General features: G+C 56.3%; 13 protein-coding genes. 6 read left to right on the top strand and 7 right to left on the bottom strand.

Annotated features, from left to right (window positions below):
• Positions 1 to 115: 115 nt before the first annotated feature.
• Together NNL38_RS15435 and glnA are read right to left on the bottom strand one after the other, a co-directional pair.
• On the bottom strand, positions 116 to 649 hold the full coding sequence (locus NNL38_RS15435; RefSeq protein WP_255388865.1) for a DUF4124 domain-containing protein: 534 nt from the start codon (positions 647 to 649) through the stop codon (positions 116 to 118).
• A 139-nt stretch (positions 650 to 788) separates the two neighbouring features.
• Positions 789 to 2,198, bottom strand: coding sequence for a glutamate--ammonia ligase (glnA, locus tag NNL38_RS15430; protein ID WP_255388864.1), 1,410 nt, complete (start codon positions 2,196 to 2,198; stop codon positions 789 to 791).
• 473 nt (positions 2,199 to 2,671) lie between these two features.
• Here glnA and typA point away from each other — a divergent pair, with 473 nt between their 5' ends.
• Together typA and NNL38_RS15420 are read left to right on the top strand one after the other, a co-directional pair.
• Positions 2,672 to 4,501, top strand: coding sequence for a translational GTPase TypA (gene typA, locus NNL38_RS15425; protein ID WP_255388863.1), 1,830 nt, complete (start codon positions 2,672 to 2,674; stop codon positions 4,499 to 4,501).
• A gap of 128 nt (positions 4,502 to 4,629) precedes the next feature.
• Positions 4,630 to 5,160, top strand: coding sequence for an AAA family ATPase (locus tag NNL38_RS15420; RefSeq protein WP_255388862.1), 531 nt, complete (start codon positions 4,630 to 4,632; stop codon positions 5,158 to 5,160).
• Here NNL38_RS15420 and NNL38_RS15415 read toward each other — a convergent pair.
• Positions 5,157 to 5,798: a DUF2959 domain-containing protein gene (locus tag NNL38_RS15415; RefSeq protein ID WP_255388861.1), complete on the bottom strand. Its 642-nt coding sequence runs from the start codon at positions 5,796 to 5,798 to the stop codon at positions 5,157 to 5,159. The genes NNL38_RS15420 and NNL38_RS15415 overlap by 4 nt on opposite strands.
• A 103-nt stretch (positions 5,799 to 5,901) precedes the next feature.
• On the opposite strand from NNL38_RS15415, the gene NNL38_RS15410 reads away from it, so the two are divergent.
• The 3 genes from NNL38_RS15410 (at position 5,902) to NNL38_RS15400 (ending at position 8,304) form a co-directional block, all read left to right on the top strand.
• Positions 5,902 to 6,888, top strand: a complete 987-nt coding sequence (locus NNL38_RS15410) for a virulence factor BrkB family protein (RefSeq protein ID WP_255388860.1) — start codon at positions 5,902 to 5,904, stop codon at positions 6,886 to 6,888.
• Positions 6,860 to 7,297, top strand: a complete 438-nt coding sequence (gene dtd / locus NNL38_RS15405; RefSeq protein ID WP_255388859.1) for a D-aminoacyl-tRNA deacylase — start codon at positions 6,860 to 6,862, stop codon at positions 7,295 to 7,297. The genes NNL38_RS15410 and dtd overlap by 29 nt, the downstream gene beginning before the upstream one ends.
• An 89-nt stretch (positions 7,298 to 7,386) precedes the next feature.
• Entirely contained in the window at positions 7,387 to 8,304 is a 918-nt protein-coding gene (locus NNL38_RS15400) for a bifunctional GNAT family N-acetyltransferase/hotdog fold thioesterase (RefSeq protein WP_255388858.1), read from the top strand.
• Here NNL38_RS15400 and NNL38_RS15395 read toward each other — a convergent pair.
• The 4 genes from NNL38_RS15395 to hslR form a co-directional block, all read right to left on the bottom strand.
• The gene (locus NNL38_RS15395) at positions 8,262 to 10,328 is read right to left on the bottom strand and encodes an AsmA family protein (RefSeq protein ID WP_255388857.1); all 2,067 of its coding nucleotides are present in this window, start codon (positions 10,326 to 10,328) and stop codon (positions 8,262 to 8,264) included. The two genes, NNL38_RS15400 and NNL38_RS15395, sit on opposite strands and share 43 nt — an antisense overlap.
• 167 nt (positions 10,329 to 10,495) lie before the next feature.
• Positions 10,496 to 12,127, bottom strand: a complete 1,632-nt coding sequence (pckA, locus tag NNL38_RS15390; protein ID WP_255388856.1) for a phosphoenolpyruvate carboxykinase (ATP) — start codon at positions 12,125 to 12,127, stop codon at positions 10,496 to 10,498.
• Positions 12,128 to 12,445: 318 nt separating this feature from the next.
• Entirely contained in the window at positions 12,446 to 13,321 is an 876-nt protein-coding gene (gene hslO, locus NNL38_RS15385; protein ID WP_255388855.1) for an Hsp33 family molecular chaperone HslO, read from the bottom strand.
• Between the two features lie 26 nt (positions 13,322 to 13,347).
• Positions 13,348 to 13,755 (bottom strand): ribosome-associated heat shock protein Hsp15, encoded by a 408-nt coding sequence (hslR, locus tag NNL38_RS15380; protein ID WP_255388854.1) that lies wholly within the window; start codon positions 13,753 to 13,755, stop codon positions 13,348 to 13,350.
• A gap of 288 nt (positions 13,756 to 14,043) precedes the next feature.
• Here hslR and gspC point away from each other — a divergent pair, with 288 nt between their 5' ends.
• Positions 14,044 to 14,931: a type II secretion system protein GspC gene (gene gspC, locus NNL38_RS15375; protein WP_255390666.1), complete on the top strand. Its 888-nt coding sequence runs from the start codon at positions 14,044 to 14,046 to the stop codon at positions 14,929 to 14,931.
• The last annotated feature ends 3 nt before the right edge of the window (positions 14,932 to 14,934 follow it).

Below are 14,934 nucleotides of genomic sequence, written 5' to 3'. Positions count from 1 at the left end.
ATCCTTGTCGTCCCAGTTCAGTTACGTGCAAAGAACGGATCATTGCACCACATTGGTGCAACTAAGTGTAACCTGCCTGTCTGCAATCGTGCACGGAAAATTGTGCCGTGGCGTGTTATTTGGGCTCGGGTCCGGGCGGTGTTCGCTGGAGCATAGAGGCGCGATGCAAAAAGACAGTGATTGCTTGGGAAGATGCAATAACCTTGCCGTCTTTGACGGCCTGGACTTGAAGGCGGTGGCTGCCCCGATCGATATTGTGCAGCTGCCAGTGGAGGCTTGCCTCGGGGGCGGCGTAGGGCGCTCCATCGAGCAGCACTAGGATTTGCTCGTGCTCCGCCAGCGGGCGGTTGGTGGAGAGGGAGAGGATGACGGTTCCGCTGTTGTCGCGCAGGGTTTGCTGATCCGTGGGGGATACCAGCGCCAGGCTCAGCGGGGGCAACGCGGGAGGCTGCTGTTGTCGTGGGGCATGGGCCTCATCCGGCTCGCTCAGGGTGACTGTGGCAGGTGGAGCGAGCGCCACGGTTTCGGCGCCCTGGCGGGGCATATCCGAGAAATGGGTGATGCCGTGTTCATCCTGCCAGGTATAAATTGATGTGGCGGCCAAGCTGGTATGGATGGCGAGCAGAGAGAGGACCGTCATGATTTTCATACGGGCTCCGGGTGATTGTGCGGTGATACTGTGTTGGGTGGTGCGCCAAGCCTGGGGGATGTCGCGCAGAAGGGCAAGCGTAAAAAGGCCGGCGTGTGAAGCCGGCCTAAAGTGTGATGTGACGACGCTGGGTTGTTGCTTAAACTGAGTAGTACAGCTCGAACTCCAGCGGGTGGGTGGTCATGTTGATTTTCTCAACATCCTGAGATTTCAGAGCGATGTAAGAGTCGATGAAATCATCAGAGAAGACACCACCTGAAGTCAGGAACTCACGGTCTTCGTTCAGTGCCTGAAGTGCGCCCTGCAGGGATTCGGCAACGGTTGGAATTTCCGCAGCTTCTTCAGCCGGCAGGTCGTACAGATCTTTGTCCATCGCTTCACCCGGGTGGATCTTGTTCTTGATCCCGTCCAGGCCGGCCATCAGCATCGCGGCAAAGCACAGGTATGGGTTAGCTGCCGGATCACCGAAGCGAACTTCGATACGACGGGCTTTCGGGCTCGGTACCACTGGGATACGGATCGACGCCGAGCGGTTACGGGCAGAGTAAGCCAGCATGACCGGTGCTTCGAAACCCGGAACCAGACGCTTGTACGAGTTGGTTGATGGGTTGGCAAAGGCGTTGATGGCACGGGCGTGCTTGATGATCCCGCCGATGTAGTACAGCGCCATTTCAGACAGGCCGCCGTATTTGTCACCGGCAAACAGGTTCTGACCGTCTTTGGCCAGCGACTGGTGCACGTGCATCCCGGAGCCGTTATCGCCAACCAGTGGTTTTGGCATAAAGGTCGCGGTTTTGCCGAATGCGTGGGCAACGTTGTGGACGACGTACTTGTAGACCTGGATCTCGTCCGCTTTGGTGGTCAGGGTATTGAATCGGGTCGCGATCTCGTTCTGACCCGCGGTTGCCACTTCGTGGTGGTGGGCTTCAACCACCAGGCCCATCTCTTCCATGATCAGACACATGGCAGAGCGGATGTCTTGCGATGAATCAACCGGTGCAACCGGGAAGTAGCCGCCTTTGACGCCCGGGCGGTGACCTTTGTTCCCGCCTTCGATGTCGCTGCCGGTGTTCCAGGCTGCTTCGACATCATCGATCTTGAAGAATGAGCCCGACATGTCGGTGGCAAACTTCACGTCGTCAAACAGAAAGAACTCCGGCTCAGGACCGATCAGCACGGTATCGGCAATGCCGGTTGCGCGCATGTAGTCTTCGGCACGCTTGGCTATGGAGCGTGGGTCACGGTCGTAGCCCTGCATGGTTGCAGGCTCAAGGATGTCACAGCGGATGTTCAGCGTGGCATCTTCCGTAAATGGGTCCAATACCGCGCTTGATGCATCCGGCATCATCACCATGTCGGATTCGTTAATGCCTTTCCAGCCAGCCACCGAAGAGCCGTCGAACATCTTACCTTCTTCAAAGAAGTCAGCATCGATTTGGTGGGCAGGAATAGAGATATGTTGCTCTTTACCTTTGGTATCGGTAAAGCGTAGGTCAACAAACTTGACTTCGTTTTCCTGGATCAGCGCGAGTACGTTTTCAACTGACATCTTAAATAACCTCCGGTGTTAGATTGGGCAACTGGCCGCAATAAATAGGTCGTGAACCCGTTGTGTTCACTTACATAGAATAAAGCGAGAACCGTGCCAACTTTTTAAAGCCCCAAAATCGCCCATTTAGCATGATCGGGGGGCTTCGGAATCCATTCTCTGCACCATTATAGTGAATTACTGCACCAACATAGTGCAAGAAGGAAGTCTGGCACCGCTTTGGTGCGCGCCTCTACTATTAGCCTACGGCGCGGGGTTGTCAATGAGATGAAGCCGGCGTGACAGTGGTTTGTTCTGGAAATCAAGTGTTCAGCGGCAGGGAGGCGGTGGGCGGGTCCGGCTGGATCAAAATGCCGGTGATATAAATCACATAATAGGTGGGTTTTGACGTAAAATCTGTTAGATTATGAGCCGTTTTTTTAACCACGTGGCAACCTTCCGGTCGCTGCATGTTCTGAGTGAATGTAAAACACATGTCAAATCCACAGATCGATAAACTAAGAAATATCGCAATTATTGCGCACGTTGACCACGGCAAGACAACCCTGGTTGACAAACTGCTTCAGCAGTCTGGCACGTTAGAGTCTCGCGGTGAAGTTGAAGAACGCGTAATGGATTCCAACGACATCGAAAAAGAGCGTGGTATTACCATTCTGGCTAAGAACACAGCGATCAACTGGAACGATTACCGGATCAACATCGTTGATACTCCGGGACACGCCGACTTCGGTGGTGAGGTTGAGCGTATCATGTCGATGGTTGACTCGGTGCTGCTGATCGTTGACGCCGTTGACGGCCCAATGCCACAGACGCGTTTCGTAACCCAGAAAGCGTTTGCTCATGGCCTGAAGCCAATTGTGGTCATTAACAAGATTGACCGTCCGGGCGCGCGTCCTGATTGGGTGATGGATCAGGTGTTTGACCTGTTCGATAACCTGGGTGCGAGCGATGAGCAACTGGACTTCCAGGTAGTTTACGCTTCTGCACTGAACGGCTGGGCAACCCTGGAAGAAGGCGAAACCGGCGAGGACATGGAGCCGTTGTTCGAAGCGATAGTTGAGAACGTGGCTGCACCGGAGGTCGATGTTGACGGCTCTCTGCAAATGCAGATCTCCCAGCTGGACTACAGCTCTTACGTCGGCGTGATCGGTGTAGGCCGTGTGACCCGTGGTAGCGTGAAGCCAAACCAGCAGGTGACAGTGGTGGGTGCTGACGGCAAGACCCGTAACGGTAAAGTGGGTACGGTGCTGGGTTACCTGGGCCTGGAGCGCCATGAAGTTGAAGCGGCGACTGCGGGCGACATCATCGCCATCACCGGTCTGGGTGAGCTGAAAATCTCTGACACCATCTGTGACGTGAACGCGGTTGAAGCGCTGCCGGCGCTGTCGGTTGATGAGCCGACCGTGACCATGACCTTCCAGGTCAACACGTCCCCGTTTGCCGGTAAAGAAGGCAAGTACGTGACCTCACGCAACATCCTTGAGCGTCTGCAAAAAGAGCTGGTTCACAACGTGGCCCTGCGTGTGGAAGAGACCGATGACCCGGACAAGTTCCGTGTTTCCGGCCGTGGTGAACTGCACCTGTCGATCCTGATCGAAAACATGCGTCGTGAAGGCTTTGAGTTGGCAGTATCGCGTCCTGAAGTTATCATCAAAGAAGAAGACGGCCAGCTGATGGAACCGTATGAGACCGTGACCATCGATGTGATGGAAGAGCACCAGGGCGGGATCATGGAAAACATCGGTCTGCGTAAAGGTGAGCTGAAAGACATGTCTCCGGATGGCAAAGGCCGTGTCCGGATGGACTTTATGATGCCATCTCGCGGCCTGATCGGTTTCCAGACTGAGTTCATGACCCTGACGTCAGGTTCTGGTCTGATGTACCACACGTTTGATCACTACGGTCCGCACAAAGGCGGTGAGATTGGCCAGCGTATCAACGGTGTCCTGATTGCTAACGCAGCGGGTAAAGCGCTGACCAACGCCCTGTTTAACCTGCAGGAGCGTGGCCGTCTGTTCATCGGTCACGGTGTGGAAGTTTACGAAGGGATGGTGATCGGGATCCACAGCCGTGACAACGACCTGACGGTAAACGCCCTGAAAGGCAAGCAGCTGACCAACGTTCGTGCATCGGGCACTGATGATGCGCAGGTGCTGACGCCGCCAATCAAGTACACCCTGGAGCAGGCGCTGGAGTTCATCGATGACGATGAGCTGGTCGAAGTGACGCCGGAAAGCATTCGTATCCGTAAGAAACTGCTGACGGAAACGGATCGTAAACGTGCAAGCCGTGGCGCCAAGTAAAGAAAGCGCGCTGAAAGGGTAACCCTTTACAGAACGTTATGAAACTATCCCCTCATTGGTGCTACCATGAGGGGATAGTTGTATCTGGGCCCTGATCGGCGCTGTTTCATCGAGAGAGCGTAAACGTTATGCAACCGATTATTATCACGGGCGGTCCCGGTGCCGGGAAAACGGCGTTGCTGGAGGCCGTTGCGCGCAAAGGCTATCTGGTGTTTCCGGAAACCTCCCGTCAGTTGATCCGTGAGCAGCAGCAATGTGCCGCGGGGGTTTTGCCCTGGACCGATTTACCGGCCTTTGCCGGGCTCTGCCTGACGGCGATGAGCGAGCAACGACGACAGGCGGCGGAAGGCACTATGCCGGCGTTTGTCGATCGGGCGATTGGTGATATCTGTGCCTACCTGACCATCGGTGGCGAGCCGGTCCCGGCCAACTACCGTCAGGCGGCTCTCGGCTATTACCCGAGCGTGTTTTGCTGTCCGCCCCGGCGTGAGATTTATGTGCAGGATAACGAGCGGCCGCACAGCTTTGCCGAGGCTGAGCAGATCCATCAGCAACTGGTCGAGACGTATCAGGCGCTGGGCTATCAGGTGGTGGATGTGCCGTGGGGCGCGGTGGCGGATCGGGCCAGCTGGGTACTGGCCCGGATCAGGCTGATTTAGCCGCGCTCAAGCTGGGCGATAAAGCGCTCAGACTCAGCAATCGCGGCTTCCATATCATGGATCGCGCGCTGGATATCGTGCTGAAGCGATTGGAATTCTCCCTGCAGCGAGCCAATGGCGGCTGCATTGAGGTTATGCTTAAGGTATAGCGTGTTGTCGCGCAGGGTGTTGAGGACCGGTGTCATTTTTTGCTCGGCCCGTTGCATCGCGCTGAGCATCCGCTGGTAGGCGGCGCGGGTCTGCTTGAGCTTCTGCTCGCTGTCCCGGCGCAGGTTGGCGCTGGTGTAGAGGGAAAGCTCATCCTCCCACTCGTCAAACAGGGCATCGGCGACATCTTCGATCGCGGCAATACGGCTGCTGACTTTGTCAGCCGCGTCGCGACTGGCTTCATACTGATCATTGACGGTATTGTAGGTGGCCTCCAGCTCGCCGCCGTCAAAGGCGTGGATCGCCTTGAGGGCGTCCAGGGCGCTGGTGAACTGGGCCTGCGCATCCTGCTGGGCTTCGGTGGCTTCGGTCACTCGGTCGACCATGATCTCGCGTTTATGGATCCCGACCTTTTCCATGGCCGAGTAATACGCACTCTGGCAACCCGGTAGGATCGATAAACTGAGAAGGGCGATGAGCAAAAATCGCATAAAACAGGCTCCTGCGCGGTTGGACGGTCAGCGATGTGGGTTGTCATCTGCTGGCTGACCAACTATTTTGACTATAAAAACAGATAAATAGATTTCACAGACTATGGCTGACAATCATCAAACTGGCAAGTGGAATTGGCCGCGGCATGCTGCGACGGTTCTGGCTTATTTCCAATATCTGGCACGGCGGATCGGGCATGACCGGCTGACGGTGGCGGCAGGCTCAATGGCCTACGTCACCCTGCTGTCGCTGGTGCCCCTGGTGACCGTGGTGCTTTCGGCGTTGTCGACGTTTCCGGTGTTTGCCGGACTGGGCGAAGTGTTACAGAACTTCGTGATCGAGAACTTTGTCCCGGCGGCCGGGGAAGTGGTCAAACAATACCTCAACGAGTTTGTCGCCAATGCCGGCAAGATGACCGCGGTGGGGATAGCGGCGTTGTTTGTCGTTGCCCTGATGCTGATCTCAGCTGTCGATACCTCGCTCAATTATATCTGGCGGGTGCGCGAGAAGCGCCGGGCGGTGATTTCTTTTTCGATCTACTGGATGGTGCTGACGCTCGGGCCGATTTTGCTCGGCAGCAGTATCGCGATCAGCTCATATCTCGGCTCGCTTAACCTGCTCGGCAGTGATACGGTCAATGGCGTCCTGCAGCAGTTTCTGCGCGGCTTGCCGGTGATCATGTCGACCAGCGCCTTTCTCGGCCTGTACTTATTGGTACCCAATACCAAGGTGCGGTTTCGTCATGCCCTGATTGGCGCCCTGACGGCAAGTATCCTGTTTGAACTGAGCAAAAAAGGCTTTGCCCTTTATATAACGAACTTCCCGTCTTATCAGCTGATTTACGGCGCACTCGCGGTGGTGCCTATCCTGTTTGTCTGGGTCTACCTGGTTTGGTGCATTGTCTTGCTCGGGGCGGAGATTACCGCCAGTCTGGGAGAAGGTGTACACTGGCATCCGGCCGGGCGGCAAAAAGCCAAATCAGCCGATACCAAGCCACCACACCAAACGGATGCGTCGGCGTCCGGGCAATCCAGTCGTGAAGAAGTAAAGGAGCAAAAGCATGATTGCGCTGATCCAGCGAGTAAGTGAAGCCAGTGTGACCGTCGACGGTCAAACCACCGGGACCATTGGCAAAGGGTTGCTGGTTTTGCTGGGGGTCGAAAAAGGAGACGATGAAGCCAAAGCGCAACGTTTGCGGGATAAAGTATTAGGGTACCGGGTGTTTGAAGACGACGCCGGAAAAATGAACCTCAATGTGCAGCAAGCTGGCGGTAGTGTGCTGGTGGTGTCGCAGTTTACTCTGGCGGCGGACACCAAGAGCGGGATGCGCCCGAGCTTTTCAGTCGGTGCTGCGCCTGCCGATGCGGAGCGTCTGTACAATTATTTTATCGAGTGCTGCAAGGCAAAGGAGATCCACACCCAAACCGGCGTGTTTGCGGCGGACATGAAAGTTGCGCTGCTCAATGACGGGCCGGTGACATTCTGGTTGCAGGTCTGATCGATCTGCAACCGGGTGTGCCTTTGTGCAGACCCGATCCGGCGGCTCAGGGATGAGGCGCCGACAGGGAATTGTTGGAGAAGGATAGCATGTTTCGATTGATCACCCCGGCGACGGACGGGGAGCTGACACAGTATTATGATTTTCGCTGGCGGATGCTGCGCGAGCCCTGGCACATGCCGGTCGGCTCGGAGCGTGATGCCTATGATGAACTCAGCCACCACCGGATGATCGTGGCAGATAGCGGGGAGCCGATTGCAGTGGGCCGACTGTATATGACCCCGGATAACGAAGGGCAGGTCCGGTATATGGCGGTCCATCCTGATTACCGTCACAAAGGGATGGGGGCGCTGGTGCTGATGGCACTGGAGTCGCTGGCGCGCCAGGAAGGGGCGAAACGTCTGGTGTGTAATGCGCGAGAAGACGCTATTTCTTTCTATGCCCGCAACGGCTTTGTCAATCAGGGGGAGCTGAGCGAAGAGCGTGGTCCGGTCCGCCACCAGCAGATGGTCAAGCCCCTCAAACCACTCAATGAAGTGGTGCGTAACCCGGACTGGTGCCAGGCGCTGCAGGAGCTGTGGCAGTACCAGATCCCGATTAGTGATAAGATGGGGATCACCATCAGTCAGTATACCGGCTACCGGTTTGAAGTCAGCGCCCGCCTCAATGCCAACCTCAATCCCAGCCAGAGCATGTTTGCCGGCAGTATTTTCACCATGGCGACCCTGGCCGGCTGGGGCTTTGTCTGGATGCTGCTTAAAGAGCGTAAGCTACAGGCGGATATCGTGCTGGCGGATAGCAAAATCCGCTACACAGCTCCGGTGAAAGAACGTCCCCGGGCTCTGGCTGGGGTCGAAAGCCTGCGTGGCGATCTCGATCGCCTGGCCGGTGGCCGCAAAGGCCGGGTGGTGGTCGATGTGGAGATCTATAGTGGCGAGCAGCAGGCGGCAACCTTTACCGGCACCTATATGTTATTGCCGCAGGAAGTGTGCGACACCGATTGTTGATCCCCCTGCCAGCGCCGCTGCAGGCGCTCACAGCCCTGCTCGGCATTGAGTTCCAGCTGCTGGGCATCGGGCCGGGCCAGATCCCACCGACCGCCCAGCGTGGCAGACCAGCTTCCTCCCTTGATATCGATTGGCTGGATCTGGATCCGGCCGCGATCGGCCTGGAGCCGGATCGGGCTGATTTGTAACAGTTCCGTCTGTTGCGCTGCCTTGCGGGCCTTTTCTGATCCGGCCGCTGAGTCTTGAGGGCTCGGTGTGCCGGGGGATTGAGACGCAGCATACCAGGTCGGTGACGGCTGTTGCCACTGCTGCCAGAGCTGGGCTGTCGTTTGCCGGTTCAGCCGGAGCTGGCGCAGCGTAGCGTTCAACTCGCCTGCCAGGCTATAGGCCAGGCCGGTTGCATGCTGGCCTAACCCTTGGGCGTTGAGCGTCACATCCAGCATACCGTCGACCATGAGCGGGAGCTGTAACCAGCGCGGTAGCACGGTGGCCGGCAGGCTGTCGCTGCTCAGTTGTAACTGCCATGGCATCCCTTCCTGTACCAGGGCCATCTGCCCCTGTGCTTCCATCAAGCCTTGCTCAAATGACAGGGTCAGCCGCTCCAACTGCCATTGCCCGGCTTGGCTGGTCATTTTCAGCATTGATTCGGTAACCGGTACCCCGTTGAGTCCGGCGCTGCTGGCGCTGGCCGTCAGGCTCCCCTGCCATAAACCAGGTTGTCCCCGGCGTTTCAGCTGCAGCTCATAGCCGCTGACATTGAGCCCGTTGAGGTGAAATGGCCAGCGGGGATCCGGTGCGGTGAGGGCGGTATAGCCGATCTTGAGCTCCTGTACACTGATATTACTCAGCGGGGCGCTCAGGTGGCGCAACCGATCTGTCCAGTTGCGTGGTAATTCCCACTGAATGTTGCGGGCGGTGAACTGGTTGAGGGCCAGGGTATCAGGCGTCAGGGTTCCGTCGGTGGTGAGATAGCCGCCCAGCAGTTTGGTGGACAAGCCGGTGAGCTGGACTTGCTGCGGGCGAAAGGCCAGCTCGGCCAGCGGTGTGTCCAGCACAAGATCCTGCCAGCGCAGGCTGTCGGCATCTAATGACAATGTGGCTTCCTGCTGTTGCCAGAGCGCTGCAGGTAAACCGCCACCATCAAGATGCCAGTCGCGCAGGGAGAGGTTGGCGCTGTTGAGGACCAGCCCCGGCAGCTCGAGACTGCTGTGGAGGACATCCAGCCGCTCGACCGAGATGTCGGGTTGTGCCTCGCTCAGGTACTGGTGCCACCGGGTGCTGAGCCAGGTAGCCAGCGTTGGCTCTTGCAGGTTCAGGCCAGCCAGGCTGAGCTGGCGGATCCGCCACAGCGGTCGGGCCTCGGGGCCGGGTTGGTATTCTGCCTGGCCGCTGATATTGGCCTGGTGCCAGCGAAACGAAAAGCCGTAGAGTGTCCAGTGCTCTCCGTCACGCTGACCGTCGATCAGCACATTCTCCAGCGTTTGCTGCTGCCACTGGATCGTATCAGCGGCCAGCCGGACGTCGCCCTGGTAGGTGTACGAGGAGGCCGATGGGCTGCTTTGCCAGTGGTTGAGCTGGAGCTTGCTGTTGGCCAACGTCAGGTCTTCGCTGCGCCAGTTGAAATTGGTCAGGGCCAGGCGGGTGGCTTCAATCGCCGGAAGTGTCTGCAGGGGCGCAGCGCTGCTGAGTGTGAGGCCGTCAATCAAGACCGTGTCGAACGACCAGCCCGGCCGTAACAGGTGCCTGGGATTGAACCAGAGCTCGAGGCGGGCAATGGTGATCGGCTCGGGGGGCTGTGCGTCGGCGGCAGGAAGTCGGATGTTCAGCTCGTCGAGCCGCAGGTGCCAGGGTTTCAGGATGTGATAGCGCACCGTGGTGGTATTGATGTGATACGGGGTGAAAGCGTTGACGAGGCGGTCGATCAGGGGCGCGGCATGGCGGGTGTGCAGCAGCGCCAGCAGGATGGTGGTTGCCAGCAGGCTGATAATGATAAAAGTTGCAATGAGCTTCCCGGCCAGACGCATGGTGTTCTCCTATAGCATGGATTCAGATTGGCCGAAAATTCAGTACGCTGCAAGCGGGATGATGTGAGAACGTGGTTTAGTTTTTGTTTTATTTCAGCAGCTTTTGCCATCGCAATAAAAAACGCCCCTCCGGAGAGGGGCGCAAACATTGCTCGAGGTGTTGCCCGTTAGTCAAGCTGTGGACCAGCTGCAACCAGTGCGGCACCTTCTTCATTGTCGGTGTACTTGTCAAAGTTGTTGATAAAGCGCTCGGCCAGATCTTTCGCTTTGCTTTCCCACTGCAGTGGATCGGTGTAGGTATCGCGAGGGTCCAGGATGTTTGGATCCACACCTGGCAGCGATGTCGGGACTTCCAGGTTAAAGACCGGGATCTGTTTGGTGTCGGCCTGTTCGATGGAGCCATCTAAGATGGCATCGATAATGCCGCGGGTATCCTGGATGGAGATCCGCTTGCCGGTGCCGTTCCAGCCGGTGTTGACCAGGTAAGCTTCCGCGCCCGCCGCTTCCATGCGCTTGACCAGGACTTCCGCGTATTTGGTCGGGTGCAGGGTCAGGAAAGCGTTACCGAAACAGGCTGAGAAGGTAGGCGTCGGCTCGGTGATGCCGCGCTCAGTCCCGGCCAGTTTGGCGGTAAAGCCAGACAGGAAGTGGTACTTGGTTTGTTCTGGCGTCAGCTTAGAGACCGGTGGCAGTACACCGAAGGCATCGGCCGACAGGAAGATCACCTTGTTGGCATGACCGCCTTTGGAAACAGGCTTGACGATATTCTCGATGTGGTAGATCGGGTAGGAGACGCGGGTGTTTTCGGTTTTCGAGTTATCGTCGAAATCGATGGCACCGTCACTGCGCACGGTAACGTTTTCCAGCAGTGCGTCACGACGAATCGCGTTGTAGATATCCGGCTCGGCTTCTTTTGACAGGTTGATGGTTTTGGCGTAGCAGCCGCCTTCGAAGTTGAACACCCCGTGATCGTCCCAGCCGTGCTCGTCATCACCAATAAGGGCACGTTTCGGATCGGTCGACAGGGTGGTTTTACCTGTGCCGGACAGGCCGAAGAACACAGCAACGTCGCCGTCTTTGCCCATGTTGGCAGAGCAGTGCATTGAGGCGATATCCTGCAGCGGCAGGAAGTAGTTCATCATCGCGAACATGCCTTTCTTCATTTCGCCGCCGTACCAGGTGCCGCCGATCAGTTGCATTTTCTCGGTCAGGTTGAATACGGTGAAGTTTTCTGAGTTCAGGCCGTGCTCTTTCCACTTGTGGTTGGTGCACTTGGCGCCGTTCATCACCACGAAATCCGGCTCGAAGGTTGCCAGCTCTTCTTCGCTTGGGCGGATGAACATGTTTTTCACGAAATGCGCCTGCCAGGCGACTTCGGTGATCACCCGGATGCACAGGCGGGTATCCGGGTTGGCACCGCAGTAGCCGTCAATGACAAACAGGCGCTTGCCGGACAGCTGCTCGGTGACTAGATCTTTCAGATCGTTCCAGACGGCTTGATCAATGGCTTTGTTATCGTTTTGGCCCTGATCGGCCCACCATAGGGTATCTTTGGTGGTGTCGTCTTTGACGATGAATTTATCTTTCGGTGAGCGGCCGGTAAAGATGCCGGTGTCGACGGCAACGGCGCCCAGCTCCGTAACAATCCCTTTTTCGTAACCTTCCAGTCCTGGCTTGGTCTCTTCTTCGAACAGCTGCTCGTAAGACGGGTTGCGAAGAATCTCAGTAACATTGCTGATACCGTATTGAGACAGATCCATATTTTTTGCAACCTTCTTATCGACGTTCATGACGCTCATAGGTGCTCCTTGGGTAAGATGTTGTTGAACTGTTGACCATGCTAGCAACCCTAAAGGGGTAATTCAGGGATGTTTATCAAAAAATAACCACTTCAACGTTACGGGTAAGTAAAAGTAATCATTCATTTTATGGGGTGATTTTACAGTGTTGTGAAACGTTTGCGCTAGGGTTTCGGATTAATATTTCTATTGAAAAAAGCGGGATTTAAGGCGTAGTTGAATTTCAGTGGGGCGGAATAAACTGTGCTTCAGTTAAAAGAAAAGCCGGCAGGCGGCCGGCTTCTGTAACTCACTTTCAGGGTTATTACGACAGAATAATTAATGGACCTGATTTGAACCGTTTGTGGCGGCATTTTCGAACAGAGCCGCGACATCGACGCTGTCAAACGCATAGCTGGTACCACAGTAGTCACAGTGCAGGGCAATTTGGCCTTCCTCGGCCACAATACGCTCGACTTCGTCACGCTCAATGGAGCAAATCGCCGAGGCGCTGCGCTCACGGGAGCAGCCGCAGTGGAAAGAGACGTCCTGCGGATCAAACAGCTTCACGGTCTCCTGGTGGTACAAGCGGTACAGCACATCCTGGGCCGGCAGGGTAAACAGCTCGTCGTTCTTGACGGTTTCGGTCAATTGCTCCAGGTGCTCGAAGTCATTCTCATGGCCCTGGCCGTCCGGCAGGATCTGCAGTAGCATCCCGGCGGCTTTGGCCTGGCCGTCAATTTCACCGGTGCGCAGCCAGATGCGGGTTTTCAGCTGTTCGGAGCTGGCAAAGTAGTTTTCCAGGCAGGCCGCCAGGCTGTTGCCTTCGAGGCCGACGACGCCCTGGTAGCGCTCACCCTGGTTCGGGGTGATGGTGATCACCAGGTGGCCCTTGCCAATCAGGTCGGTGATAGTCCCGGCCTGGACGTCGCCATCCCAGCGGGCGACACCGCGCATCTGCTGGTTATGGTCGCCGTTGATCACGGCCAGCTTTACCGGACCGTTGCCTTGTAGTTGCACGGTGATCGACCCTTCAAACTTCAGGGTCGCGGTTAGCAGGCTGGTGGCGACAAGCAGCTCGCCCAGCAGGTGTTGTACCGGTGCCGGGTATTCCTTGCTGGAAATGATTTGCTGATAGGTGTCGCTCAGCTGAACAAGCTCACCACGTACAGATACACCGTCAAACAGGTAACGGTACAGACTATCGTTTGTCATCTTACTTTCTACTCCAGCAGGTAAAATCAGTTACTGCTTTTAAACTTAATTATATCGCGTCGCTGTTTTTTATCAGGACGCTTGTCAGGACTCGGGTTGTGGAAGGCATTGAGTTTACGCATTTGGGCATGGGCTTCGCGTTGCTCGATGCTCTGTGCCGTTTCCTGGTAAAGGGTTTGTGCTTCCGGGGCGCCCCGGCGGGTACCGGACAATTTCATGATGGTGATGGTTTTTTCATCATTGCCTTGTCGCAGTCGGACTTCGGCGCCAACTTCAACCAGTTTGCTTGGTTTGGAGCGTTGGCCGTTATAGTGGACCTTGCCACCTTCGATCATATTGCGGGCAATCGAGCGGGTTTTGTAAAACCGGGCGGCCCAGAGCCACTTATCAAGACGGACCTGGAGAGTGTCTGAATCAGGCGTTTGCTGGCCCATAACGTGCTCCTTCTCCCAAAGAGGGCTAAAAATACCATATTGCCATAACAGCGTCAGCCTTACTTAATGGTGCCGGGCGGGCGCAATTTCAACGCTCGGGCGGGAATAATTCACGAGCAATGTCTAGTCTATTGATAGTAGATATGTTTTTTACGTGATCTGTTTTGCTATATTTGTTCTTTTTACGATGAAAAAACTGCTGTATTTTGCACGAAACGGTATGCTAACTGATTCGGATGCCAGAACGGCAGACGAATGGACTCACAGCAACAGGAAGATGGTTTAGCAATGGTTGCAGCAAATTGGTTGGAAATGCTTCAGGCGAAGCGACCGATGTCAGTGAAAACACTGACCCGTATAGCCACCTGGCTGCTGGTCGTGATGTTGGCATGGCTCTTAGGTCGGTTGGTGTGGTCTTTACTCCAGCCGACGGCCGGGCCTGCGACTTGGCAGGCAAAAACGGTGGCCGTTTCCCCTGCGAACCGGGATGGTTTTCAGGTGTCGGACGTATTAGGGATGCACCTGTTTGGTCGCTATCAGCAAAACGCGCCGGTAGTGAAAAAGAAACCCGTGGCTCAGGATGCCCCGGAGACCCGGCTGAACCTGACGCTGGTGGGGGTGGTTGCCAGTACCGAACCGGGCACGAGTCTGGCCGTGATTGCCAATCGGGGCCGACAGAATACCTATGGGTTGAATGAGGCCATCGAGGGAACCCGGGCAACCTTGCAGGCGGTGTATGTTGATCGGGTGATTATTCGCAACAGCGGCCGGGATGAAACCCTGATGCTCGATGGCATGAAGTTCAGCAAATCTCAGCCGCAGCCCCAGCCGAGTGCTGCAGCCAACTCCCAGCCTGCTGCGGTTGCCGGTGATTTAGGGCGGATTAAGCAGGAGATTCTGGAAAAACCCCAGAATCTGTTTAGCTACATTCGCCTGTCTCAGGTGAAAAAGGACGACGAGCTGGTGGGCTACCGGGTCAATCCGGGGAAAGAGCGTGCGCTGTTTGATGCGGTTGGTCTGCAGCCCAATGACTTGGCGGTCAGCCTCAACGGCAACGATTTAACGGATCCGGCCGTGATGGCCCGGCTGTGGACGGAACTGTCTGAGGCCACCGAATTTATGTTGACGGTCGAGCGGGAAGGCCAGTTACACGATATTTATATTGAGTTGCGCTAGCGA

It is taken from the genome of Photobacterium atrarenae, assembly GCF_024380015.1.
In the GTDB taxonomy this organism is placed as follows: Bacteria; Pseudomonadota; Gammaproteobacteria; order Enterobacterales; family Vibrionaceae; genus Photobacterium; species Photobacterium atrarenae.
Note: the sequence above shows the minus strand (reverse complement) of the source record. Positions and strands in the feature narration are given on the sequence as shown.

Excerpts from the sequence above, each read along its gene's own strand:
- dtd (WP_255388859.1), top strand. The coding sequence starts at position 6,860 with ATGATTGCGCTGATCCAGCGAGTAAGTGAAGCCAGTGTGACCGTCGAC.
- pckA (WP_255388856.1), bottom strand. The coding sequence starts at position 12,127 with ATGAGCGTCATGAACGTCGATAAGAAGGTTGCAAAAAATATGGATCTG.
- hslR (WP_255388854.1), bottom strand. The coding sequence starts at position 13,755 with ATGGGCCAGCAAACGCCTGATTCAGACACTCTCCAGGTCCGTCTTGAT.
- NNL38_RS15435 (WP_255388865.1), bottom strand. The coding sequence starts at position 649 with ATGAAAATCATGACGGTCCTCTCTCTGCTCGCCATCCATACCAGCTTG.
- glnA (WP_255388864.1), bottom strand. The coding sequence starts at position 2,198 with ATGTCAGTTGAAAACGTACTCGCGCTGATCCAGGAAAACGAAGTCAAG.
- NNL38_RS15415 (WP_255388861.1), bottom strand. The coding sequence starts at position 5,798 with ATGCGATTTTTGCTCATCGCCCTTCTCAGTTTATCGATCCTACCGGGT.
- NNL38_RS15400 (WP_255388858.1), top strand. The coding sequence starts at position 7,387 with ATGTTTCGATTGATCACCCCGGCGACGGACGGGGAGCTGACACAGTAT.
- gspC (WP_255390666.1), top strand. The coding sequence starts at position 14,044 with ATGGTTGCAGCAAATTGGTTGGAAATGCTTCAGGCGAAGCGACCGATG.
- NNL38_RS15410 (WP_255388860.1), top strand. The coding sequence starts at position 5,902 with ATGGCTGACAATCATCAAACTGGCAAGTGGAATTGGCCGCGGCATGCT.
- NNL38_RS15420 (WP_255388862.1), top strand. The coding sequence starts at position 4,630 with ATGCAACCGATTATTATCACGGGCGGTCCCGGTGCCGGGAAAACGGCG.
- typA (WP_255388863.1), top strand. The coding sequence starts at position 2,672 with ATGTCAAATCCACAGATCGATAAACTAAGAAATATCGCAATTATTGCG.
- NNL38_RS15395 (WP_255388857.1), bottom strand. The coding sequence starts at position 10,328 with ATGCGTCTGGCCGGGAAGCTCATTGCAACTTTTATCATTATCAGCCTG.
- hslO (WP_255388855.1), bottom strand. The coding sequence starts at position 13,321 with ATGACAAACGATAGTCTGTACCGTTACCTGTTTGACGGTGTATCTGTA.